General features: G+C 35.5%; 25 protein-coding genes. 2 read left to right on the top strand and 23 right to left on the bottom strand.

The window, feature by feature from the left end; genetic code table 11:
* Together ACOCEA_RS07140 and ACOCEA_RS07135 are read left to right on the top strand one after the other, a co-directional pair.
* The coding region (locus tag ACOCEA_RS07140; RefSeq protein WP_420754142.1) for an integrase core domain-containing protein at positions 1-194 on the top strand (194 nt) is incomplete at its 5' end.
* Between the two features lie 326 nt (positions 195-520).
* On the top strand, positions 521-1,786 hold the full coding sequence (locus ACOCEA_RS07135) for a tyrosine-type recombinase/integrase (RefSeq protein WP_420755525.1): 1,266 nt from the start codon (positions 521-523) through the stop codon (positions 1,784-1,786).
* Between the two features lie 7 nt (positions 1,787-1,793).
* Here ACOCEA_RS07135 and ACOCEA_RS07130 read toward each other — a convergent pair whose 3' ends face one another.
* From ACOCEA_RS07130 to pseC, 23 genes are all read right to left on the bottom strand, one after another.
* Complete coding sequence (locus ACOCEA_RS07130) at positions 1,794-1,991, bottom strand: hypothetical protein (RefSeq protein ID WP_420755524.1); 198 nt, start codon at positions 1,989-1,991, stop codon at positions 1,794-1,796.
* 3 nt (positions 1,992-1,994) lie between these two features.
* Positions 1,995-3,023 carry a relaxase/mobilization nuclease domain-containing protein gene (locus tag ACOCEA_RS07125; RefSeq protein WP_420755523.1) on the bottom strand — a complete coding sequence of 343 codons (1,029 nt, stop codon included), beginning with the start codon at positions 3,021-3,023 and terminating at the stop codon, positions 1,995-1,997.
* A complete protein-coding gene (locus ACOCEA_RS07120) occupies positions 3,013-3,360 on the bottom strand; it encodes a plasmid mobilization protein (protein ID WP_420755522.1) in 348 nt (115 codons plus the stop codon). Before ACOCEA_RS07120 ends, ACOCEA_RS07125 begins: the two co-directional genes overlap by 11 nt.
* Before the next feature lie 888 nt (positions 3,361-4,248).
* Entirely contained in the window at positions 4,249-4,392 is a 144-nt protein-coding gene (locus tag ACOCEA_RS07115) for a hypothetical protein (RefSeq protein WP_420755521.1), read from the bottom strand.
* Between the two features lie 482 nt (positions 4,393-4,874).
* A complete protein-coding gene (locus ACOCEA_RS07110; protein ID WP_420755520.1) occupies positions 4,875-7,235 on the bottom strand; it encodes a GumC family protein in 2,361 nt (786 codons plus the stop codon).
* Positions 7,236-7,691: 456 nt separating this feature from the next.
* Positions 7,692-8,528: a glycosyltransferase family 2 protein gene (locus ACOCEA_RS07105; RefSeq protein ID WP_420755519.1), complete on the bottom strand. Its 837-nt coding sequence runs from the start codon at positions 8,526-8,528 to the stop codon at positions 7,692-7,694.
* A 433-nt stretch (positions 8,529-8,961) separates the two neighbouring features.
* The gene (locus tag ACOCEA_RS07100; RefSeq protein ID WP_420755518.1) at positions 8,962-9,555 is read right to left on the bottom strand and encodes an LbetaH domain-containing protein; all 594 of its coding nucleotides are present in this window, start codon (positions 9,553-9,555) and stop codon (positions 8,962-8,964) included.
* 18 nt (positions 9,556-9,573) lie between these two features.
* Entirely contained in the window at positions 9,574-10,692 is a 1,119-nt protein-coding gene (locus ACOCEA_RS07095) for a glycosyltransferase (protein WP_420755517.1), read from the bottom strand.
* 22 nt (positions 10,693-10,714) lie between these two features.
* Positions 10,715-11,830, bottom strand: coding sequence for an EpsG family protein (locus tag ACOCEA_RS07090; RefSeq protein ID WP_420755516.1), 1,116 nt, complete (start codon positions 11,828-11,830; stop codon positions 10,715-10,717).
* Entirely contained in the window at positions 11,824-12,906 is a 1,083-nt protein-coding gene (locus ACOCEA_RS07085) for a glycosyltransferase family 4 protein (RefSeq protein ID WP_420755515.1), read from the bottom strand. Before ACOCEA_RS07085 ends, ACOCEA_RS07090 begins: the two co-directional genes overlap by 7 nt.
* Positions 12,907-12,969: 63 nt before the next feature.
* Entirely contained in the window at positions 12,970-14,055 is a 1,086-nt protein-coding gene (locus tag ACOCEA_RS07080) for a glycosyltransferase WbsX family protein (RefSeq protein ID WP_420755514.1), read from the bottom strand.
* Positions 14,056-14,062: 7 nt separating this feature from the next.
* Positions 14,063-15,484 (bottom strand): oligosaccharide flippase family protein, encoded by a 1,422-nt coding sequence (locus ACOCEA_RS07075; protein WP_420755513.1) that lies wholly within the window; start codon positions 15,482-15,484, stop codon positions 14,063-14,065.
* Complete coding sequence (locus ACOCEA_RS07070) at positions 15,484-16,779, bottom strand: hypothetical protein (protein WP_420755512.1); 1,296 nt, start codon at positions 16,777-16,779, stop codon at positions 15,484-15,486. Before ACOCEA_RS07070 ends, ACOCEA_RS07075 begins: the two co-directional genes overlap by 1 nt.
* Before the next feature lie 99 nt (positions 16,780-16,878).
* The gene (locus tag ACOCEA_RS07065) at positions 16,879-17,724 is read right to left on the bottom strand and encodes a LamG-like jellyroll fold domain-containing protein (protein WP_420755511.1); all 846 of its coding nucleotides are present in this window, start codon (positions 17,722-17,724) and stop codon (positions 16,879-16,881) included.
* A gap of 115 nt (positions 17,725-17,839) precedes the next feature.
* Complete coding sequence (locus ACOCEA_RS07060) at positions 17,840-19,348, bottom strand: hypothetical protein (protein ID WP_420755510.1); 1,509 nt, start codon at positions 19,346-19,348, stop codon at positions 17,840-17,842.
* 60 nt (positions 19,349-19,408) lie between these two features.
* Positions 19,409-20,461 (bottom strand): pseudaminic acid synthase, encoded by a 1,053-nt coding sequence (pseI, locus tag ACOCEA_RS07055; protein ID WP_420755509.1) that lies wholly within the window; start codon positions 20,459-20,461, stop codon positions 19,409-19,411.
* 6 nt (positions 20,462-20,467) lie between these two features.
* Complete coding sequence (locus ACOCEA_RS07050; RefSeq protein WP_420755508.1) at positions 20,468-21,418, bottom strand: ATP-grasp domain-containing protein; 951 nt, start codon at positions 21,416-21,418, stop codon at positions 20,468-20,470.
* Positions 21,419-21,428: 10 nt separating this feature from the next.
* On the bottom strand, positions 21,429-22,127 hold the full coding sequence (locus tag ACOCEA_RS07045) for a metallophosphoesterase family protein (RefSeq protein ID WP_420755507.1): 699 nt from the start codon (positions 22,125-22,127) through the stop codon (positions 21,429-21,431).
* Positions 22,124-22,804, bottom strand: a complete 681-nt coding sequence (locus ACOCEA_RS07040) for an SDR family NAD(P)-dependent oxidoreductase (protein WP_420755506.1) — start codon at positions 22,802-22,804, stop codon at positions 22,124-22,126. Before ACOCEA_RS07040 ends, ACOCEA_RS07045 begins: the two co-directional genes overlap by 4 nt.
* A 1-nt stretch (position 22,805) precedes the next feature.
* Entirely contained in the window at positions 22,806-23,372 is a 567-nt protein-coding gene (locus ACOCEA_RS07035) for a GNAT family N-acetyltransferase (RefSeq protein ID WP_420755505.1), read from the bottom strand.
* Positions 23,347-24,039, bottom strand: coding sequence for a pseudaminic acid cytidylyltransferase (gene pseF / locus ACOCEA_RS07030; protein WP_420755504.1), 693 nt, complete (start codon positions 24,037-24,039; stop codon positions 23,347-23,349). Before pseF ends, ACOCEA_RS07035 begins: the two co-directional genes overlap by 26 nt.
* A 3-nt stretch (positions 24,040-24,042) precedes the next feature.
* Positions 24,043-24,672, bottom strand: a complete 630-nt coding sequence (locus ACOCEA_RS07025) for an LbetaH domain-containing protein (RefSeq protein WP_420755503.1) — start codon at positions 24,670-24,672, stop codon at positions 24,043-24,045.
* Positions 24,669-25,847 carry a UDP-4-amino-4,6-dideoxy-N-acetyl-beta-L-altrosamine transaminase gene (gene pseC / locus ACOCEA_RS07020; protein WP_420755502.1) on the bottom strand — a complete coding sequence of 393 codons (1,179 nt, stop codon included), beginning with the start codon at positions 25,845-25,847 and terminating at the stop codon, positions 24,669-24,671. The genes ACOCEA_RS07025 and pseC overlap by 4 nt, the downstream gene beginning before the upstream one ends.
* Positions 25,848-25,849 lie beyond the last annotated feature (2 nt).

The raw sequence follows: 25,849 nt of genomic DNA, 5'->3' as shown, positions 1-25,849 counted from the left end.
ATTGTTACGAAAATGCCGTGGCAGAAAGGGTAAATGGTATTCTAAAAGACGAATTTTATCTTGACCAGACCTTTGATAGCCTGCAACACGCTAAAAGAGCAACAAAAAATGCAATTAATCTTTACAATGAAATTAGGTTACATTTATCTTTAGAATATAAAACACCGAATATGGTATATAAATTAACAGCGTAAATCCAATTTTAACCTGTAGCAATATTTCAGGACAAGACAACCTAAAGTTCATTTTTGAGATAGCCTAATCAGTATATGATAAAAAACTAATAAAGTGCGAATTAGTTACTTTTTTTAGATAAATTGCTTAAAATATTTATTAACAATCAGAAAACTAAAACTGCATACGTTTTTGCATACGATTTTATAATTTGATAGCGTCTGAGCCCAATAAAACTGTTGGAAAAAATCCAACCAGAGAGCTCATAACCCGAAGGTCACTGGTTCGAGTCCAGTTCCCGCTACTAATTAACCCATTGATTAATAGGTTCTTAAACCTCTTGTCAATGGGTTATTTTTTTAATACCTTACAAACCGCATACGCTACCGCATACAGTCACGGTTTGAAAAAAAAATTTACAGAGCCAAAAATATACCATGGTGGGGAGGATTTTGACCTTTCCAAACGTTGGTATGTCTATTATTCCTTCGAACATCCCACAAAAAAAGATGCTAAGGGAAATCCCATTTTAAAACGTCAAACACCCATAACCTTAAAAGTTAATCAGCGATATAAGGCCAAAAAGGAGCGTCTGTTCCATTTACAGTTGATACGTGATGCCCTGCACCAAATGTTGAAGGACGGATATTCACCCTATGTAGAAAAAGTTGACGGAAAAATTATGGCCTATACAGCCGAATCCGCACTTGATTTTGCTTTTGACCTAAAGAAAAGTCTTTTAAGCGAGACCTCGATAAGGGATTATAAGAGCCGGTTGGGAAGATTCAAAGGCTATTTAAAGGAGCATTGCCTTCTTCATCGAAATATTCTTGACATCGACAAAAAAGTGGTCAATGGGCATCTTAACGAGATACAAAAAACATCCAGTGCCCGTAACCGTAACAATACCAAGGTAGTATTAGGTGCTCTTTTTTCAGTTCTGGAAGACAATGAGATCATCCCTAGGAATTTTATACATAACATCAAGAAGTTAAAGACCAATCCCAAACGGAACAAGACCTATGCACTCAATATCGTTGACGGCCTTTATGACTTTTTAAAGGATAATGACCCCCAACTCCTTTTCTTCATAAAAATGGTCTCCTATAATTTCCTGAGACCTATAGAGGTGTGCCGATTAAAGATAGGTGACATAAATTTTGGTCAGAAAGAACTTCAGGTCAGGGCCAAGAACAAATTGGTAAAGACGAAGATCATCCCCGACCAGATCCTGGATGAGCTGAAAAAACTTGAGCTTTCGAATGCCGACCATTTTCTGGTATCACCTGAGGGTGTCGGTCCATGGGACACGACGGAGACCAATAGACGCAACTATTTTTCAAAGCGCTTCAAAAAGGCCAAAATCCAATATAATCTATTTTTAAAGCAGGAAGGAAATTCTTTTCAGTTGGGCAAGGACCATACGGTCTATTCCTTTCGACATACCTTTATTACCAAGCTATACCGTGAATTGAGAAAGGATTATTCCACTACCGAGACCTATGACAGACTGATGCTGATTACCGGACACTCCACATTGGAGGCATTAACGGCTTATTTAAGGGATATCGATGCCGAATTGCCCGAGGATTATAGTGGTTATTTAAATTAAGATAAGATCAATTGGTTCTCGGTGGATGTAGGATGCCCAAGGCTATCATTCGTTTTCTATATTCATCGAAGAGGCGTTCCTTTTCGGTCATGGGTTTTGGAAGCGTATTTGAAATACCTTTTTTGCGCCGGAGTGCGGCTTCCAGTTCTTCAACTGTAAGACTGTCTACCAAAAGGTTCAATATGTTATCCGCACCTAGACCCATTTGTTAATACTGCCTTTTTCTCCCTTTTTTCCTTCGCTTTCTCCAGAGCGGACCATCCAGTTCGTTTTTGTAATTATTGAAAGGTTCCTGCCCTAGGACATCTTTTTCAGAAAGTCCCAAATGGTCCGTTGGTTGGCCAACAATTTCCCCTGCCCCTCCGATAGCACCTTTTGGTTGTTCCGGATTTTCTCCTGCCCGCTCTTTAGCCGAGATAATTCCTCTAAAATTTCTTTGTTCTGCTGAATTAGTTTGGAGAACAATTGCACGGTCTCTGTCTTGTTCATAATCTATGTGTTTGATGATGGCGTTCCATGAATAGCCCCTACCCAGGGTACTGCCCTTGTATATGATCCCATCATGTTCAAATGAAATTCCGCTTACCCTACCCGTTGTCCTGCTTACGTTGAACCTTGGATGAACGTTTTGGGCATGTAGTTTTTCGATAAATCCTTGGGTATCCAGTGATTTATGGATAGCCAGTCTTACTTTCTCCAGCAAGATGTAGCGTATTGGGGCATTCCCGGTACGTAATGCCTTTTCAATTTCCTGTTGGCTAATGGGGGATTCCTTTTTGACTATGGTCCCATCCAATTGGGTGAGTTTGTAGTCTATTTCCAGTTTTCGCAATATTTTTTTACTACGGAACAGGTCCTTGGCATCGCTTACCACCTTACCAGAGTAACCTACCCGATTGGCAATGATATGGATGTGCTGGTGTTTTTGGTCATGGTGCCTGTAGATGATATATTGGTTGTCATCGAATCCCATGCCTGTCAGGTAATCATGGCCTAGTTTGGCGAATTCCTTATCGGAAAGCGTATCCTGATAAGGCAAGTTTAAGGAAACGTGCAATACTGCTTTTCCCAAATTGGGCCGTAATGCCCGAACCAAATTAAAAGTATTGGTATTTTCTACCGTTGAACCAAGACCAATATTGGCATCGATGATGTGGGCACTCCCTTGTCCTACCTTTTGGTCGTTATAGGCCAGGACACCATAGAAATCCTTCCCCTTGATGATCTTAGCTATCATGGTCAATGATTTTTAAGGTCAGGGCATTCAACAACTTTCTAAGTTCTTTCAGTTCATTTTGTAATTGTCTTGGATAGTGGTTGCCAGAGTGGGCTTTTTTGGTGAGTTGGTTGATATTGTTCCCAACCCGGCTCAATTCTATAAATAGCCTTCTATCCTCTGTTGAGACTTTTTTTCTTGGTAGTACCACTCCCGTAGTTCTTCTCCTTATGTAATCGGCTACTGAAATTCCAAGACAATTCGCATTATCAGAAACCACGAGATATTCGTATATACTATATCTTATGTTGATCTGCATTGCCCGTAACGATTCCAAATTCTTTTTTGGACGTGCCATAGTTTTGGGGTTTGGGGAGAATCCCCGACAAGCTTGCGAACAAAGTGAGCAGTTTTTGCTAGCAAAAACATAGCTTGCTACGTGACCTCCGATTAACTTATGGCAAACCTAAGGGCAAGTGAAGAATTAGAATTTGAGTGCTGTACACAAAGTAGTGTACACCACTTTTAGAAAAACTAGAATAACGGTAAAAGATGATTGAGTATATAGAAAGATCAGGCCAAATGGTCTTACATACCCATCAACTCTTAATCGTATTTGGTCTGTTCCATAATTCAATGGGCATTTAAAATCTGTTCCTTTTAAGAGCTTATGGTTGGGGATAAGGACTTCTATATGGTTTTTTCAAAAACAATTGGTCGGATTTCCCGAAATACTTAGGATGACCAGTGCTTGCTATTAAATTTCGACAACTTAATTTTAAAGCCCAGGGTTGCTTACTGCATACCTTTTTCTTAATGTAAAGCCAACACACATTCGGACCATCGCACTTTTTTCAAAATTGTTCGTCTTTTTCCCCCTGACAACAAATACTTCGAATCATAAAGGATTGTTACCCACAATAAACAGTCCTAAAATTATGGACAGGGAGAAAGATAGCCTAAAAGTACGCTGCGCTTAAAAGAAACGGACATTCATTCTTAGGGTGTTTGTCCTTAGCCCATATAAAACAACTATCACTATATACGAATATTGGAACCTAGTCATATTTCCTTCTATATTTCCATATTACTATATAGTTATGGTCATTTGAACATATCATCATATGACCAAATGAAACTATGGAATTAGATTGGTTTTGAAGTTTTATTGTTTATCGTACAAGGAGTAAATCATAAAAGCAATATTTAAAAAGGGCTGTTAATTTTTGAAATTCTTCCATATTTTTTATTGGACCGCTACTCTAATACGACTAATCGAAAAGCAGATAAGGGTAACCAAGACCAGAGATGCCACAATATAGGAGCCTGTTCCCTTTTGCAGTTCCCCTGTTCTAAATAATTCCTCTGAGGAACGGTGTTCAATTTTCAAGTTTTGCTATGTTGAATTATCTTCATGACCCCGGCATTTTTGACTTTTTTTTACTTTTTTGCAGTATTTTACAGTACTTCTCTATTCCCAATTATTTAATTGTAAAAGGATATGAAATTTGGTTAATTCCAGAATTACATTTACAAAAAACTTTAGGGTCTAGACCAATTGTTGTGTTTATGCAAAAACTGTGCTTAATCTGTAAAGGGAGAATTCTAACTTTTTAACCCCTCTAAACTTGGTCTTAAAAGCTTTTGCTTTGAAGGATTCTACCGATGTATTTGTACTACTATTTATAATATAGTTCAGGATTGAACCATAATTGAGAGATGTGTTGTTAAGGTATTGAAGGCCCCAAAACAAATGTTTTCTGAATCTTTTTACCAAAGTGTCAGCTTTGTGAGCATCCCCCACCTAATCCATAGGACGGATTTTTGATTAAATTAAGTTCCTGTCATTGTACTGGCTACTTTTGTTGTTCGTTAAAAGAGTTTTTGAAACCATAACTTATTTGAATATTCCTCTCCATAACCATATGAACCACTATACCCCTCCTTTTCATAATTGACACCATTTAAAAGAAAAGTCATATTTGGCAACCTTTTATTGTCAAACATTTTTTTCGGAATTTTCAATAATCGTTTGTTTAAATGATTAGCCCTAATAATATAAATAAATAAATCAGCATGATGACTAATTAGTAATGTGTCCGTTGCCAAGTTTATTGGAGCAGTATCTACAATTACATAATCATAATTGTTATTGCCATATTTCATTACTTCTTCAAAACGATCATTGATTAATAATTCAGAAGGATTTATGGGTGTTCTACTTGCCGCCAATATATCAATATTAGTTTTCTTATAAGAAATAATAATTTTTGATAATTCTAAACTCCTATCTATTAAAAAATCAGTTAGTCCTTTTTCTTGCTTAGTATTAATGTATTCTTCAATCTTTGGTTTTCTAATATCAGCTCCAATCAATAATACTTTTTTTCCTATCAAAGAAAATGCCTTAGCAAGGTTAATAGCAATAAATGTTTTTCCTTCACCTGCTATCGTAGATGAAACAAAAATAATTTTTCCAGCAGGTGAGTTACCCAATACATAATCCACGTTAGTTCTTAACAATCTAAAAGACTCCGTCAAATTATTTTTCAATTCAAAAGAAATAAGCTTATCCGAAGTACTAGATATTGGGATATCACCCAATATTGTTCCTCCAATAACATCTTCAATATCTTCTTGTATATGAATTTTATTATCAAACAAAGATTGTAAAAAAATAAATCCAAAAGGAAACACTATACCTAAAGTTAATCCCACAAACAATACCATCAATTTTCTAGGTGAAACAGGTACGTTTCTTCCATAGGCCGTGTCTATAACTTTAGCATTTGGTGCTGTGATTGCCAAAGAAATAGAATTTTCCTCCTTTTTCTCTAAAAGATATAAATATAAAGTTTCTACAATCTCTTGTTGGCGTTGAATATCTTTTATTTCCCTTTCTACTCTAGGTGATGATGCTATTTTTGATGCTAATTTTGATTCTTCCCGTTTGGCTTCTTCTAAAGAAAAAGTGAGTGATTTACGCGTATTTAGCATACTTTGCTTAATGCTTATCCTTAATTGATTTAGCTTATTCTCCAAACCTTGGACCAAAGGATTTTGTTCACTTGCGCTTTTCAATAAATTATTCTTTTCTAGAAGAAAGTTATTATAATTCACTATAGTTTCTCTAAAATTGGCGTCTTGTAGCCCCAAGTTTTGAGGAATTAAATTATTCTTATTTGTTTTTATGTATTCACTGATGTAATCTATCAGCTTAATTTGAGAGGTTAACTGTATAATTTGATTACCAATCCCTGCATTGGATGTTAAAACAATCCCTTCTTCAGAATTAATATCACTTAGCTTATTTCTTTTTTTATAAGTCTCCACTCCCCTATCAAAACCGGTCAATTCTAATGAAATATCAGCAATTCTTTTATTGAGAAAATCATCAGTACTACTAGCAATCGAGTTCTTATAATGAATCGCGTCTTTGTTATAGTGAATCACCAAAGTATTTAATATGGACTGTGCTCTTAATTTAAAAGGATCAATGAGTGTTAACAGCAAGAGATTGGAATTCCTGGTTTCTGGTGTTATTTTAATGCGAGACTGTAGGTTCATAGCCACATCTTCCAAAGGGCTAATATTTATCAAAATTTTTCGATTCAATATAATATTTTCCGATAATCTTGGGGTGACAATAACATCGCCGTGTTCAATAGAAACTTTCTCACCAAAAGAACCATTTATCAGCAGATTGCCTTCATTATCAAATAAAGTAAATTTTGATTTGGATAATGCTATCATCGAAAATTGATAACTCAATTGTTCCAATATTGAATCTTTAATGGATAAATTGAATTTAAAGGGAACTTCTTGAGAATAAATTTCTTTCATCAAACCATATTCCTTTCTTTGATAGCTAATATTCAAATCAAGTTCCTTAACTACTTCTTTTAGTAACTTAATTGACTTTAAAATACTTATTTCTGTATCTAATGAATTTTTTGGGCCATCAAAAAGACCAAGATCTCCAAAAGCTGAACTTTCTGTGCTCGTTTGTCCTTCATCAAGCTCAGTAATGAGTATAGCAGAGGCTACTTGGTATTTTTTTGGAGTAATTAATAGGTAAATCCCCGAGAATATTAATGTGATAAATATGCTAAATAAAAACCATTTCCAATGGTATATGTATTTATTTAAGGTTTCCCTAAAATTGAACGAATCATCTTTAATAGACCCTAATTCAAAACTGTTATTTTGCATAATGCCTCTTTTTTCTGCCATAAAATTCATCAGCGACCTATTCTATTAAAATGTCCCTTTGCTTTAGTCGTTAAACATTTATGCCCATACCAATTGGCACAACAATACTCTTTATCACAAATTAATAAAATAAAAATAACTAAGGGCAACCGTTTTTAGCGCTGAATGAATTTTATTTCTAGAATAACGTGCATGAAAACTAATGTTTCCAGATAAACGACTATTTGTCGATTCTATATCCATTAAATAGGTTAACCGTTTGAAATGAATAAAAGCTTGCATTGATTATTTGCGAAGATGTTACTAAATTTTTAATATCAAACATTTCCTCTGGAGTATTTTATTGTTCTTTTCGATTTTTAATAGTATAATTCTAGAATTAACTTTTACTCTATTAATTATGGATATTTTGAATAGAGATTCAGCGTGCTTTTATAAAATACAATCCACAATGTATTAGTATAAACATTTTTAAGGCTATAGATTTTTATAGTTTAGTCGCTCTAATGCATCATGGTTAATTTTAGACCTATCACTATCATAAAACCATCCCCACTTATTAAAATAACAAACGGCCGAGCGTATATGATACTTTAAGAGTCTATGGTTTATATAAGAACCTTTAGCGTAATTATGCGTAATTTTAACTTTAGGATAATATATTAGGCGGCTCACCTTACCTATTCTTCTACAAAGATCCACATCCTCTAAATACATAAAAAAGCGTTCATCAAAACCATCCACATTTCTTAAAACTGCTGTCCTTATAAACGCAAAACAGCCAGAAAGTACTGGAATTTGAACCTCTGAATTGTATGAGAAAAAACGTAATTCGTACCGATTTCTAAGTCGGTTCTTAAGATTATTAAAGGGTAAAAACCTCCTTAAGATTAAATCCTTAGGGGAAGGAAGTAATTTGCATAAATACTGTGTTTCACCATCTGGATACTCAACTTTAGGCATTAACAGGCCAATAGACGGATTAGAATTAGCTTTGTCTATTAAATTCTGAATTATCTTAGACTCAAAATGCACGTCTGGATTAAGCAAAATATGATAAGTACTATTCAGCTTATACGCTTTTTTGAAAGCGATATTGTGTGCTGTACCAAAACCCAAATTGGCACCGTTAAAAATATAAATAATTCGTTCATCGTTGCATAATTCCTCTAAGGCATTATCTGCAGAATTATCAACGACAAAAAGCACCGTATTGTTGCCAAATCCAAGGAATGAATCAATAACATATCTAATATCTTCCTTAGAATTGTGATAGACCACTAGAGATGCCGTAATTATTGAAATTTCATTCATTTAACCTTATGGTATTCTATTATTGCTTGTTCCAACTGAAATTAAATAACGTTTGGGTAAGAAATAATAAATGATAGTCGTAAGGTAGTTTTTGATTTGCAGGAATTTGAAATCCATACCTCAACAAAAATTATACATATTAGTCTAATTGAACGAATAATTTTCCTGATAGATGATTACCCCTTTAAACAATGGGTTTCAAACTATTGATTTAAACAGTTTGTAACTATTTATTTTGTACAATAAGAAGGTAATACTGATATAATGATGTGGTAATGTTTGGAGTTATTTAGGTGATTGACACGCTGGAAAGTGTTAATTATTGATGAATTAAATCAAATTCTAATTATTTACACCTTTATTTTACGAAATCACTAAAGAATTCTATAATGAAGCCTTATATAAACGAAAATGGATTTAAAAGTCTTTGTCCTTAAATAGACTCCCATCTTTCCGTTTTAAAATTAAAAGATTTAATCGGTTTTGCAGGATTACCAACTGCGATTACGTAATCGGGAAGCGATTTTGAAACAACGGCATTAGCACCTATAACACATCCTTTACCTATGGTTACACCAGGAAGAACGCTAACGAACTCTCCTATCCATACATTATCTTTAATTACTACTGCTTTAGAACTAAATGCCCTAGAATTAGGTGTAGTATCCGCATGGCTATGACCCGTGTCCCCTGAATATGTGCCGTGTAAACAGTCAGAGATATAAATCTTACTAGCCAATAATACATTATCGCCGATAATTACCGACCCTACCGAGGCGATATGTACATAATCGTTTATCTCAACGTTATTCCCTATCGTTAGACATATTCCATTTTTTTCGTTCAAAGGAAAAGCCTCGATCCTGCAACCAAAACCCGTAGTGAAATTATCCCCGATTTTAATATATCTCTTATTTCGTATATCAAATGGCAACCTAATTAATCTTGCGTTGGAGAAAAACAACTTTGTATATATCAATGATACAATTAACTTGAACGTACCTAGTATACCGTACTTTTTTATCATTCGTTCTAATATTAAATTCTAGTGTAATAATTTTTTAAAAACACCATCCCAATTAGCTGCAAATGGCTGTTCGTAAATAATCTTGACTGTTTTTTCCGAAATTAAATGATCACTCAACGCTGCCAACATTAAATTGGCAAGACCAGTCGGGTCATCAACATTAAAAAAGTTAACTTTTTCATAGTGGCCCACCGTCTCCCTTGCATAAGGTTTATCGGCTAACAACATTTGTTTATTAAATTGTTTAAACTCGCTTATTGGCAACCCCCAAGTTTCTAACTTCGATGGAAAAATTAAGCAGTCGCATGTTGAGTAATGCTCATAGACCTCATCTCTTTTAATCAACCCAATAAAATCAAGACTTTTTAAATGGCCATATTTTTCAACGATGCGCTTTGAATAGGTGTTTTCGGAACCATCAATGGTAATGACTACCTTGAATTTTTCATTGGTTTTGTACGATAATACTTTTACCGCCTCACAAATCACCTCAATATTCTTAAAAGGTCTTGGAAAGGTGGGAAAAAAGAATGATTTCCCCTCATTACCCGGGTCTTTACATTTATTAAGATAAACCTTTGAAATTATGGGCAATTGAGGAGTTGCGACCATAATTTGATCACCCTCTAAACCAAACATTTCCTTAAATCTTTGCTTTATCCATAATTGCTGTACGATTACATATTTGTTTCTTTTAATATTAATTTGATACAAATACTTATAAAACAACCTGAAAAAAAACTGTACGGGTTGAATATATAAATCGCTAACATTTAGTTTGTTAAAGGGTGATGGATTATGGCAATAAACAGCCTGTGGCACATTACCTATATTTGGTGTAATGTCATGAAGCGACAGCCAAAAAGAAGCGTTATGCTGTTCGGCGAATTTTTTAAAATGAAAATATTCATAATATAAGCGATATATATATGAAGTTCTAGATTTAGGAAAAGCGACAAACTCGATATTTTCAAAATCTTTTTGATCAAAAAGCCCTTTCTTATGAACCAATGCAATGATTCTATACGTTTTAGGGTAAGAACTATTGTTTAGGTAAACCAAACAATCCGTTAAGATAGACAAGGGGCCTCCTTCAAAGAAATTTATAGATGAGATTACTAGGGTCTGTTTTTGCATCTTTCTTTTTAAACCATATGGGTTAATCTAGTCGGTATCTGTGAAAATCCTCATTTATAAAAATACCTTTATAGGGTATGAACAAATCTCCATAATTAGCCAAAGATTGATAAAACAAAAAGATAGATGCCACGAAAATGATAACCAACATCAACACTTTATGATCTTTATTCTTCAATAAAAGAAATTGACTAGCCAACAATAACACCTCCATTGTAGCAAAATAAAGACCTCCCCTATTTACGAGCACAAGTATTGAACTTGAGAATAAAAAGTAGATAATAAGCCCCACAAAATATCCATTGAAAATAAGTTTATAGTAAGAAAGTTTAGCCGTTAAATAATCATAATTATAAATGAACAAGCCTATAAAGACCAATCGCTTAACAAGTCCCATAATACCCAACCGGTAAAGCTCAGAATCTTCTTGGTACCTTTCTGTATAATAAAGTACTTTGGCGGATCCCATACCGCCAATATTATCCCCCAGAAAAGAAAAAAGAAAAAACGGAAGTCCGGTTTTTCCAATGATAAAGGAAACAATAAGTAAGGCAAAAATCCAAAAACGGTCAATATCACGGTATAAAAAATAGTAGACCACGAACATAATCGCCGTACTATGAAAGAAAAAGGCAAAACCGATACAAAGAAAGAATTTAACAACACTACGATCTATAACATAACGTAAAGAAAATAAGCAAATACCAAGGGCTATTAATTGCCTATTGGCGCCTAGAACACCCATATTAGTGGCATAGAAAAGCATCATCGAGATAAAGAAATATGGGCTTAACTTTTTAAAGGCCGAAAATACCAATGCATAGTAAAATAGGGCGTGTGCCACTAGAAAGGCTGTATAACTATTCCATATAGATTTAACCGCCAAAACAAAAAAACTATACCCTTGCTCAAAACCGGTAATGGTAAGAAAAACATCAGAGATGGTATTTATTTCTTCAAAATGTTGCAGATAGCTATCCCAGTCGGTACCCGTTTGCCATCGAAAACCTACCTGAAAAACAAGTAAAGCGTAGACAAAAAAAGCCATTGCCCGGTGTTGAGTTTCGGTCACATTAGTCCTTAATTCAACAAAGGAAAAAACCAGTAGCACCAAAAATGTTAAACTATAAATCAACATTTTATGAGCGATTTATATAAGTTATGTAATTTATTGTTAATAAGAGTATTAGAGAAATTAGTGTCATAATAAAGTCTGTAATCATCATCTAGATCTTTACCAGCATATTTTAATTTTTCTATGATACTATCTACGTTATTCTCGAACAAATACTCATTAGAATATATGACCTCTGGTATGGCGCATCTATTAGATGCTATTACGGGTTTATTAAACAGGTAACCTTCAATGATAGGCAGACCAAAACCTTCACCATATTCTGCGGGCATTAGAACTAAATCGCAAGCATCATAATATGAAATAAGTTGCTCATCGCTGACAAATCCTAAAAATTGAATATTTTTTAGTTGAAGTGCCGCTACTTGATCATTATAAAAATCAAATAATGGACCCTTACCCGCTACCAAAAATTCATATTGGCCATGACCCAATTTTTCAGCGATACTTAGTATTAAATCTATTCTAGAACGCTCTTCTATACCTCTTACCACAAATACCTTTATGGCCGATGAACGGTAAGGCACCTTGGTAGACTTAACCGGTCCTGAATATTTGTATTTTTCTAAATGCGAGGTGTTATAGATAATGGAAAAATTATTTTTATTTGAGAACAAACTCATCTTTTTGGCATAATCGGAAATAAAATGAACAAATGCCACTCTTTTATATAGTAGGATTTCTAGCAAATAAAAAAAATTACTTAAGCGATGACCTACCGCCTTGTTCTGATAATACAAAGCGTCATGAACCGTAAATAGGTCTGTTTTGTAGACGCTCATTATACTCATTAGTGTATTGTGCGAATGAATAAATATACACTTATCCCTTTTTTTAATTTTTCGTAAGATATAATTTAGCGCTAAAAATCTCGATGTATCGTTCTTTATAGAGATACATATAAAATCTTTATAACGATAAACAGCGGTACGAACATCCCAATGCAAGTAATAATTTATTTTTCCAAAAGCAGCTTTATATTGAAAATCGATAACATTTTCAACACCACGTTTGTGCTTCAACATATTGTTGAAGCCCATATAAACTATCATCTTATTGGTATTTAAATTATCGTTCATTACTGGCTATACTACTGAAACCATCGATTTTGATCACTACTATTCCTGTATTTTTCAAAAAACCTATTTAACAATATGTTTTTTTAATGCTTCTAAATACTTTCTACCCCATTTTAAATCAGGTTCGACATAATTACCTTCTGCCCATTCGTTCCAAGATTTCAAAAATATTATTTTATGCTCGGGTGCTTTATGTTCAACAACCTTGACCATTTGCTTTACATGTTCTTCAAAATACTCGGGTGTTGAATTTGTAAGTACAAGGCCTTCGCGACCACTTCTTGCCGAATGATCCCAACCAGGTATAATGCTCGGAAAAACGTTCTCTATCTTATCTTCTTCTGGTGTAATAAAATACTTTGACACTGTTTTGTAAGGATACGCCAAGGGCACCCCTCTGAATATTCTATTAAATCTATTGTAAAGCTTTTGTACAAACGTACGGTGGTTCAAGGTATAGTTAAACAAGCGTGTGGTGTTAACGCCATCAAAACCATTGGCCAACACATCGTTAACCTTAAACTTTGAGTCTATACAATGGCCCACAAAATAAATGCCTTCCAAACCGTTTTCTAAGGCCAATTTTCTCCACGTGTCCATAAACACATTTACCTCTGGCTCCTCTAAAGGCTTATATATCATAAACAAAGGTTTACCCTCTACCTTGATATACCTTTTATCTTTTAAAGCTGGCAGCACTTCATAAAAATGCGCCGTGTAATCATCTACACCAGGATATAATTGTTCTATTAAAATATTGCGATTGGTCATGCCATGGGCAAATCCTTTCCAAGTCTCATTTGCCCAAGCTAGACAAAAAGGAAAATCTGGTTCTCCAGATGCCAAAACCTCATTAAAAGGTCGCTCTATTAATCGTTTTCCGTTACCGAACCAGTAATGCCAATATATAAAGCCCTCTACACCATATTGCTTAGCCATGTCTGCCTGAGCCTTTCTTGTTTCGGGAACACGTAAATCATAATATCCTAAATCTGCCGGTACTCTTGGCTGATAATGCCCTTTAAACAAAGGTTTTGCCTTACCAACATTTGTCCACTCTGTAAATCCCTTGCCCCACCAAGTATCGTTCTCAGGTATTGGATGATACTGTGGCAGGTAAAATGCAATGACTCTAGCTACTGTTTTCATATACTTTTTATTTTTTTATAAAACCCTTTACCATACTTACGGGATTGATAGAAAGTAAAATGGATATACCTATCATAACCACCAATACCCCCACCAATTTTAGTGAGATCGATAGCAAGACGTGATCAATATCTACCCTATAAACCATTATATAAATAGATATCGCAGCAAGCAACAAGCTAAAAAAGGGTCGGTAATGACTAACGTTCAATTTTGCATACCAAATGGCTATGAAAAGCATAACGGTCATTGCAAAGCTCGAAACGATCGCCGCCGTTAGCAAGCCATATTTTGGTAGAAATATAATATTCAACGTTACACTAATGGTTGCCCCTACAATACTTACAAGAGAATTAATTTTAGTTTTTCCCCTTGCCATAATAACGGTACCGTACAACATACTAAGCGAAGAACTATAGACGCCAACAATGATCATAGGCACATACCAATAAGCGCCGTGAAACTTAACATCGGTCATTAGTAGAAAAAACTCTTTTGAGAAAACGCTTAAACAAAGTACACCTATTAGCAGCACGTACACAAAGCCATTTCTAATGCCTTCGAAAATGCTTAAAAAGCGATCACTTTCCCAATTTTTAAAAATGTAAGGTTCAAAAGCCTTGTAGGCTCCAAAAGAAAATATGTTTAAAATCAACGCAATGGATGCCGCGATACTATAAATACCCAAATCGTTTAAACTTAAATATTTATCTATCAATATTCTATCTGAAATGGTTGTGAGATAATAAGCAATCGATCCCGGTACCAAAGGAAGGGTAAAGATCAGCACTTTTTTTATTTGAGGCATATTTATGTTCCAAATTATATGGTGCCTCACCATGAACAGAAAAACAAAGGCAAAAATAAAATTGACGATTAAATTAGCATAAAGAACACCCAAGGCCGTATACTCGAATTTTATTACAAGCACCAGTGTTAGAACGAAGGCGATCAATCCTCTTAAAACGTTAAGAACGGTTAAGGGCAATGGTTTCTCAATAACCCGAAAAAGGGCGGCAGGAAGTATAGAGAAAAGGTTGAAAAAATTAGTAAGTACCGCAATTACGATATACGGATAAAATGGAATTTTACTGCCCAGGGCATTGAAGAAATATTCACCTAAGAATAACAAAACAAGAACAATACCGATATTCACCAGAATAACAAAAGAGGAAAGATTCCCTAATAGCCTTTTTTTCTCTTCAGTCGTTTTACATCGGTAATAATGGACCAAAAAATAAGTATTGACACTTAAAAAGCCAATGGCCAGCAAAAATGTGTTCAATGTATTAACATAGTTCACAATGCCATAGTCTGCGGGTGTTAGGTATCGTGTGAGAATAGGCAATGCTATAAAACCGATAAGCCTAGGTACAATGTCTCCCAATGCGTATATCGTAGTGTTTTTTATAAGCTTGCTTCCGCTCATTATGCCATTATTAATTCTTTTAAAACGGTAAGGTCTAAATCTTGCATATAATCGTGCACTAGACCGTAATCGGTAATGGCATTGGCCTTCAACGCTGCCTCTAGGTCTTCTTCATTATCGGTAAGTATTAATTTTTCGTCAGAACCATCAAAAGGTGGTGCCGAGGTATACCCCGCGAAATTTAAACCGCTCTCTTTTTTAGGATCGAACCCTATATAGTTAACCCCATTCATGATCGACTCTAATAAAACGGTAGATACCGCACCGATTACCAATGAAGATCTACTTAAAGAGGTAATCAAGGGTTCGGTATCCATACTATAAAAATCTTGATCAACCATTGGGTGTACCCAGCCCTTGTTCAATGATGGATGCGTTCTGTACCTAGCCTTTTTTACGCCTAACTTCTGCAATACCGCCTGTACTTTATACAGGTACAAGACAACCAGACTACTATCGTTGGTTACAATATTATCATAAGCATGCTGATGCCAAGTAACCGATGATACCGGGATGATCAAAATATCCGATAGGTCTGATCTTAATACCTTATGCTTTTCAATATTTTTATAATGTGGGTTACCTACCACCTTTACTTTATCGGCATCAAATCCAGCGTTTATATAATTAGCTTTGATTTTTTCGCTCCATACCATTAAATAATCGGCCCTGTTATCTACCGCAAGTGTATAACCGCCTGGCATACCGTGAGAGAAAACAAAAGACGGTCTATTTAATTTTTTAAAAATATCTATGGCATATTTACTGTAAAAATATTGATCGGTATATAGCAATAACGCTTTAAAATCTTGACGTTGATATTGCGTAATTAAATGCTCTTGAAAAATTTCCAATTCTTGATGAAACTCTGATTTCAGAAAAGTATGAAAATCGGCGGTTCTAATACGATGTTGTATATTCTTATGCCATTTCAGCGTTTTATAATCTCCATAAATCTTATTCTTGCGCAGCGGGTGCCAAATAGGTGAGTAAGAATCAAAACCTAAATCTGAGAGGAATGATGTTTGCTGCTGAGATAGTTTTAAGGTCGATAGTATATTTAACTTATTCGATTGTTTTATGCCGTGATTTAAAAATAGTGCCGTCACATATTGGTAAAACCTTTTTGATCTATCTTTTATGGGTATTTCGGCATTTCTATGGTATGACTTTGCAATATGGGTTTCTGAAATATAAAGATGCCAATCGAGTTCTGCCTTAAAAAAATCGATGTATTTTTTTGATAACGGATTATCACTATTTTCAACCAAGTATTTTATGAGGTATTGATCCATTTTTCAATATTTAACCTATTGCTTATTATAGATACGATTACTTATTTAGCGGAGAAAATTTGCTGTTTAAAAATTTACCAAATAGTCTCAAACCATTTTTTACTCTCTATATAAGGCTTTAATGAATTTCTCTTCAAGGGCAACATCATAAAATCTTATATCATCTATTTTTCCGTGAAAATTATAATTGAATTCGCTATAGTTGGGGTTATTACCTGAAAAGGTGCCGATGTACCAGTTATGCTGCATATCTAGTTCCGTATCCTTATTGATTTTACTTGCATACGTTTGCACCATTAAATCACCATTTACGTAAGTGAAATCTTGATCCCCATTTCTACCCCAAACGATATGGTACCATTGTCCCTTTACGGGCATATTGGTATTGGTTTCTAGATAATTGTTCAAAATATCGTCCGTAGCATAGAAAAACGAATTCTGCATTTGCTCTTGCTCAGTTAAAGAAAGTACAAACTCTACATTAAAACCAGGTCTAAGGAAATTATCGGTAGCTGTACTAGAATCGGCATGGCCGTCAAAAACATACTGTCTATCCAATTCCCTAAACCCCGATTGAATTTCCCATTGCTCTAAATAAGTCCATACCGAAAACGTAAAATCTCCAATCGCGGAAACATCGGACATAGGGGTTATCTCAATATAATCATTATCGCCATCAAATTGAAAAGCGGCATTGTCGTTTCCAAAACGATCTGTGCTCAAAACTGCCCCAAAAGTTGTTCCGTTATTGCCATTACTACTTTCATCATCGGCATTGCCATTAAACGGATAATATGCGATCAAACCTTCAATGGGTACGTCAACATCTTCAAAAGTTTCTTCATCATCTTTTGCATCATCAAAATTGCCATTGTCTTTTTTACTACACGAGAAACTTAATAGGGTCAGCAAAAAAAAAGTGATGATATTTTTATTTTTATTCATGTTAATTTATTTTTTTTAATTGTTTTTGATTGTTCTGTAACAAGCTAAAGAGCTTGTCATTATTGTTTTAAATTACCCTTGTAAACATTGCGGTTAGGGTTTTAATGACTGATGATCATTCGTTATTCTCGATACCTAAAAAAGAGATACCGTTGTTGTACTTAAAAAGATCACCGCTTCCCCCATTTAAGACTAGATCCAAGCAATACCTATTCTCTGTTATATTAATTAGTGGTACAATTTCGATTTCACCGGTTAACCTACTTATTCGCAAAAGACTGTTTATAGTGTCATCGTCACCAAAATCGAATTCTAATTTTATGACTTGTTCAGAGGAGACATCATTGGCATCCCAACAGCCATTAACGACCATAAAATAATTTTCATTCTTGGTGCCCGAACCATCTATGGTTTCGTGAATGGGTCGAAACCAGCCCACCCATACATCTTGAGTATCGTTAAAACCTGGGCGAGTTACAGAAACCTTTGTAAGCAATGGATCAGGTCTTTCACCATAATCCCAATCGTAAATACCCCCGGCAAAAGGCATCTTTTGTACAACAGCTTCAATATTGCTTCCCCTAACAAATCTAATACCAGATGTTTGCAATCTTAATAACGCATTGCCTATGTTTGAAACTTGTCTGTTAATTTCCTTTTGTACGTAAAACTCTGCGGTAGGTTGAAAGGGATATTTTGAATTGAATAGCGTACTTACCAACCCGGCATTTTCAGGATTCAACTTAGGGTCGCGATCATTGATGTCATGTTCTTCTGCATTCCATACTGGCCAAGAGGTGTATAAAAAAGTAGATAGGTATTTTGCGCCGAAAAGTAGATTTAAAAAGTGGTTATAATACATACGTGAATGTGGCATTGCATCTGCATAGCCGTTGCGGAAGGCTTGTGTGTAGGCGCCATGTGGCACGGGTTTTCTTCCTGTTCTATCATTACCCCCTTGCGCGACATCTCTATTGTAAACGAGCATTGCATACCAGCCATATTCAATTTGCCTTAAGTGAAGCTTTTGCGACCACTCTTGAGGGTACCTATTCCACATGATCAAATCAGGTTGAAGCGCTTTTAACATATCATCTAATTGATCAGATGAATACCCATAAGGTGGTAAATCTATGCTTAGAACAATATCTTTGTAATCGGCGTTAGCTAAACGGTCTTTGAACCAGCGTTCAGCAATTTCAACCATTTCAGGTAACGCCGGATGAAGGTTATCATCTTCCCATTGTACCCTAACTATATTTTTGAACTTACTGCGCTCTGTTGCCGTTAATGGTATTGGAAATCCTTCTTTATCGGCCTGCTCAACCTTACTCCAAGGCAGGTCCCCTGCCCCAACTGGCCACCAATCCAGGTTCCAAACGCTTACTAGATGACTTGTATAATTAGACATCTTAAACGTTTCTAAGTCCCACTGCATTTTTTTAGTGGTATTGGTTTGGTCATCAAATCTATGAGGAAAGCCCATAGCCTCTATCTGAAAAGGTTTTTGCAATAATAGATACGAACCTCGTGACAAATCGCTTTCCAATGTCTGCGCGACCACATCGTTCATTAAAAACGATGTAATGCATATAAACATTATTTTATAAAAAGCAATCCTCATAATTTATGAATACTTATTTTCTAATCTTAATTAATTTCATTGTCCATTACGGTAGTAATTCTAATCATTGATCATTTCCCATTTCAAGGCCTCACCCTTTTTTAAATCTGTCTTTGCTTTTTTGCCTAAAACTTTATTAAAATGCTTAGGGTGCATACCAAAACCCGGTCTTACGCTTCGTACATTGGCTTTGGTCAATAGCTCACCAACTTTAATATCTTCAACAACATAAAGTGATCTACAGAAATCTCTGCCTTTACGCTGTTTTTCAGTGAGTTTATAATCGACCACCCCAATAGCACTTTCTGCTTCCCTTACTGCATTTACCATATTGGCAAATTCGACCTCGGTCATGGAAAAAGAAGCGTCGGCACCACCAATTGAACGATCTAGTATAAAGTGCTTCTCTATGATTTTAGCGCCCATTGCCGTAGCTACTACCGGAACCGTATTTCCCATGGTATGGTCAGAGAGTCCACTGATAACCTTATAACGCTCTGCCAAATCTTTAACCATGCACATATTGGCTTCGTCTATAGGTGCAGGGTAACTAGATGTACATTTTAATAAAGCGATTTGTTCGTTACCCATTCTTTTGCAAGCATCTAAGGCTAAGACTATGTCTTCCTTTTCTGCTATGCCGGTAGAAATAATTACAGGCTTGCCTTTAGAAGCAATGAGCTCTATCAATGGAATATCGGTAATTTCAAATGATGCAATCTTATAGGCAGGAACTCCTAATGTCTCTAAAAATTCCACTGAAGTTGGATCAAATGGCGAAGAAAAACAAATGAGACCTTCATCCTTGGCAACTTGCATAAGCTCTCTGTGCCACTCCCATGGCAAATGGGTGGTTTTATACAAATCGTGTAAATACTGACCGTCCCAGAGTGTGCCTTGCGTGATTTTAAAATCTTCGTTTTTTGAATTTAGAGTAATGGTGTCTGCCGTAAACGTTTGTAATTTAATACAATCTGCACCTGCTCTCTTTGCGGCTTTTACCGTTTCTATGGCAGTTTCTATACTTCCATTATGATTTGCCGATAATTCTGCAATTATAAATACCGGTGAATCCTTGTTAATACTATAATCCGCAATTTTCAACTCCTTCATCTTATCTTATTTTATATACTCTTGATAACCCTTATAAAATTTCTTCCCAATTACTTGTTTTTGGTTATCGGACAAATCAAAACCTAACTTATCTTCTATGGACCAAATCAAATCTTCAAAACCAAAGAGATGCCTGTATAGGACCGTACTTGAAAATCTTGGATTAATTTCAAACACCATAGGTACAGTATCTAACATTCTTAGCTGCACGTTTATAGAGCCAACCAAATCTATTTCTATGGCCAATTTTTCCAATAAATTGGTGATTTCAGTGTTCTCTACAACTTCTCCATAGCCACTGTAACCATGGTCTAGCTCTCTCTTAAGAATAATGGAGCGCAGTTCGCCCTTTGAGCTTCTGTACAGTCCACAGGTATACTCCCCATCGACTTCGGTAATAAATTCCTGCACCACATAATCAGCTACGTTCTTTCTAGTATAAAACCTGAATTCATCCATTGTATCCAACTTATGGATATCCTTGCTTCCCGATCCCGTTTTAGATTTTAAAATAATCGGAAAAGATGTAATGGTTTCTACGTGCTCTGCCAATGTAGTTTTAGGAAACGGAAGACCCACCGATTTTAAGAATTCTGCTGTTTTAAATTTGTCAAAGCCTATTTCCAAAGCTTTTGAAGATGCCGTGATCATTAAGGCATCACCTATCTTGTTTAACAAATTATGTGAAGAAAAAAAACGTAGTTCGGGTTCTGCCATTGGAATGACAATATCTATTTCCTGCTCTTTTATGAACAATTTCATCTTACTCAAATAATCTGGGTGTGTAAAAGGCAGGCCAATTGAGAAATTAGGGAAAATAAACTGACCTGCGTTACGGTCAGTTATATCTACCCCATGCAAATTTTTGGTATACTTCGATGCTAACAAAATCTTTCCTATACTTTGTCCAATATCACCGCCACAACCCGTGACCAATATGTTTAGCCTTTTACTCATAACAGCCGTGTTATTCTCTATTTAAGATTTTTGTTAAATATTTTATTTCAGCATCCTTTTCATTGACTTCGTGAAGTAATTTTTCAACATTATAACCTGTTGTCAATAATTGAAAAGATTTATTTTCGGTATCTATCATTGCCCAAGATGCCCTACCGCCTATTTGCCTAGACTGGCCCACCGAACCGGGATTAAGTAATACACTATGCTCATTTTTAACCGCAAAGGCATAATGAGAATGGCCTATAAGTACAAAGTCATGCATAGATGAATCGCACCTAGATAGAATATTAGAATCACAATCTGGATAGATATAAAAATCATTGGCCCACGGACTTCCGTGGCACATTAGAATATCTAAATTATTAATTTTCAACGACTTTGTTTCAGGCAAATCAATCAAGAAATTAATTTGGTCATCATTTAGCTTCTCTACAGCTTCCTTATGACCACTACCATATTTTAATCTAATAGATTCCCCTATTGATGGATCCGCTATCAAATTCTCCATAATCGTTTCGTGATTTCCCTTTATAATATCATAACTCCAATCCTCAAGCAATGCCAATACCTTATCGGGGTGATAATAATACCCGACAATATCCCCTAAAACCAGTAAATGTTCTACGCCTTTAGTTTCAGCCTTGTTCAAAACTTGAAGTAAGGCTTCATAATTACCGTGAATATCGGAGATGACCGCTAGTTTCATAAAATCGTTTTTAAAATTTCTGAAGCAGCCGTTGCCGCAGATTTAAGCTTTCCATCTTTCTTCAAGTTTTGAAAATTGGTGACCTCTGGAAAATCACTATCTCTAATACTTTCTTGCATCGCCGTGTCGATTACACCTGGATCTATACTGTAAAAACGATAGTTTGGATATTCTACTTGGGCCGCTTTAAAAAAAATATCCATAAAGGCTTTTGACGAGCAATATAACGACCAGTTGCTTATTGCTCTATGCGCGGCACCAGAACTTATATTTACAAAAGAATGTGCATTGGTCTTAAAGTGTCTGATTATAAATTTAACAATTAGAGTAGCGGCGGTAATATTTACGGCGAGCGTTCGCTCTATATCTTCATAGGTTAAATTTTCAATCTTGACAATGGGTAGTATGATACTGGCATTATTGATAAAGTAAACCTCTTGCCGATCGATTAAATTTTTAAGTACTGATAATTTTGAATCTAAATTTTCTTCTGATAGATCTATTTCTAACAAATGAAATCTTGAACTATCGTACAAAGCTTGATCTTTTGTTCGGCTTCTAGAAATTGATATAATATAATTTGATGGTTCTTTGATCAGTTCTTCTACAAATGCTTGGCCAAGCCCTCTATTGGCCCCGGTTATTATAAATACCTTTTTAGTTGTAGAATTGGCCATACTAAAGGTTGTTATCGGTATTGTACTTAGTGTGTATGATAACATCCTTAAATTCACCATTGAACAAACAATGCTCTTTTAAAACAGCCTCTCTTTTAAAGCCACTCTGTTCTAAAATAGGGTAAATGTATGGTCTTACATCAAAAGCATAAGTGAACAGTTTGTGAAAAGAAATTTCTTCAAAAGCAACTTTTGTGATCAAGGTTAAAAAAGTGCACATATGAAAGGCATAGGCCTCGTTCTGTATAGCGGTATCGGTAATAAAAGATATCTCTGCATTTTTATCGGTCCAATTCATATGAACCAAACCACCATAACCTATGCATTTACCATTCTCTAGATACGAAAACAATAATTGGTCTGGCTGTTCTTTGCCGAATAACTTAGCGACCGTGGTATTAAAATAATGATCTTGATCATTATTGGTTAAAGGTTTGCTCTGTCTTAAATGAAAAATTTGTTCGTTACGCCACTTCATAATGAGGTAACGATCTTCCATTCTAATAGGGACAATGCTTCGATCGCCTTCAGAAAAAGACTCTTTATTTAAGGCTATGTAAGAGTTCATATTTTAATTCTGCTAATTTCCAATCGGTTTCGCTATCGATATCTTGTCCTTCAAGTTCGGTGATTTTTATACTTCCGGTATTATCTGTTATGATTGCCTTTTTATTCATGCACTTAGCCGTTTGCATCCAGTAAAACTGTCCTGCGTCATGATAAGCCTTTTCCAAATCTTGTGATCGAATTAAATTAAATTCAGGATAAAAAGGAACAATTTTATGTTCATCCCTTTTTAAAGCTCTCTGTATCGGAAAATCGAAAGACATTACTGGAAAAACCGAATCAAAATCGTTTTTATTCAGCACCTCTAGGGCCTCTTTTAACTTAGCTGCTGTCACAAAGGGTGCACAGGCATACAAACAACAAGTATACTCAAAAGTCTTGTTCTGTTCTTTATACTTAGATACTACCTCATGTACCACATCGTAAGTGGTAGCATGGTCATCGGAATTTTGGCCACTTCTTAAAAAAGGAACCTTAGCCCCATATTCTATTGCTATCTTGGCAATTTCTTCATCATCGGTAGATACTATGATTTCATCGAATAAATGAGAAGAAATAGCGGCTTGTATAGAATAGGCGATTATTGGTTTACCTAAAAACTCTTTTATGTTTTTCCTAGGAATTCTTTTACTTCCGCCTCGGGCAGGTATGATTAACAAACTAGACATCAATCATCGTCTTTTTTTGATTATCAAATTAGGTGAACTGCCAAATACCACTGAATTATCAGGAATATCATCATCTTTTACGCAAGCACAGGCACCTAGAATAACATTGTTGCCAATCTTACAATTTCCAAGAATCATAGAACCTGCCGATAGGGTTACGTGTTCACCAATCACCGGGTAAATGCCCTTGTTATTACCTACGGTACAATTTTGGGTAAATGAAAAGTAATTACCGTAAGTTGCACGACCTATTACGGTGCCTACCGGATGATCCAGCATGAATATTTCTGGCAGCTCTACTTCGTAAAACAAGTCTAACGCGTTCATGATCCTATTCAGGTAATAGATTTTATCTGCCAATCTAATATTGTTTTTCGAATCACGAAATATAGCGTTGGAAAAATAGTATAGGAAAATAGAATATTGTCCGGAATGATACGGATTAAAATATGCTTCACCATCTTTAGAATAGTATTTATTACTATTTTTCGAAAAACAAGTAGCACAGCGGGAAAAAACACCTTGACTTAGGTCTTTTATTATCTTATTTTCCTCATCGCTAAGACTAAAGTAAGAATTCAATTGACGAACCAAGTTTTTTAAAATTTGCTCTTTAGGGATCTCAAATATCATTGATAATAATTTTTAACCTCATTGATTACGAACACCTGTTCTTGTTCCGTCAACGTTGGGTACATTGGTAGGCTTATGCAATGTTCGTAATAATTTTCCGCATTTGGAAAATCTCCTTCTTTCCAGCCCAAATCCTTATAATACGGCATGAAATGACATGGTATATAATGAATCTGTGCAAAAATGTTCTTGGTTCTTAAATGATTGTACAGTCCCAACCTTTCTTCTACTTCAAGAATATACAAATGGTACGCGTGACCTTCAACCACTGCTGATTGCCCCTTAACGAATGGTTCGCCTTTAAATGCTTTAAAATAGTTTTTTGCGATTTCGCGGCGTCTATCTAAACCTTCTTCAGCTCTTGACAACTGACTTAAACCTAGCGCAGCTTGAAAATCGGTTAAGCGGTAGTTAAAACCTAAATCTTGCATTTCCATATACCAGCCCGGGTATTCATCTTTACCCCCGGCCAACTCTATGGAATTCTTGTAGCGATCGGTATCTTTTAAGATGCCATGCGTACGTAATTGCAATAGCTTTTGGTATAGCGCTTCATCATTGGTAGTGACCATACCACCTTCACCTGATGCAATATGCTTTACAGGATGAAAAGAGAAAATGGCCAAATCTGCATAATGGCCGTTTCCACAGTTTTGGCTTGTTCCAGCACTGTCCCTGAAATACCCTCCTGGCGCGTGGCAAGCATCCTCTATAATCCAACATCCATATTCATCTGCCAGTTTCCTGTAAGCCTGTAAATCAGTACTGCGACCGGCAAACTGTACGGGTATAATACCTTTATAAGTGCCTTTTGGAGATGCTTCGAGCAATTCCCTTACTTTATTAATATCGAGTAAATAGGTGTCTGGGTCAATATCTGAAAAGACCACTTCACCCCCACAATAACGGATACAATTTGCTGACGCCGCAAAGGTTATAGGTGTTGTTATCACATTATCACCTTCTTGCACCCCTAGAGACAAAGCACATAGGTGCAATGCACCTGTTCCATTAGAAACCGCAACCGCATATTTACTTCCTACATAATCGGCAAAAGCTGCTTCAAATTCGGCTATTTTTGGACCCTGGGTCAAATAATCTGATTTGAGCGCGGCCACCACCGCCTGAATATCTTCTTCAGTAATATGTTGTCTTCCGTAAGGTATTGATGTCATCA

The organism is Maribacter luteocoastalis, assembly GCF_048890225.1.
GTDB classification, from domain to species: Bacteria; Bacteroidota; Bacteroidia; order Flavobacteriales; family Flavobacteriaceae; genus Maribacter; species Maribacter luteocoastalis.
This window is presented reverse-complemented; position numbering and strand designations above follow the sequence as displayed.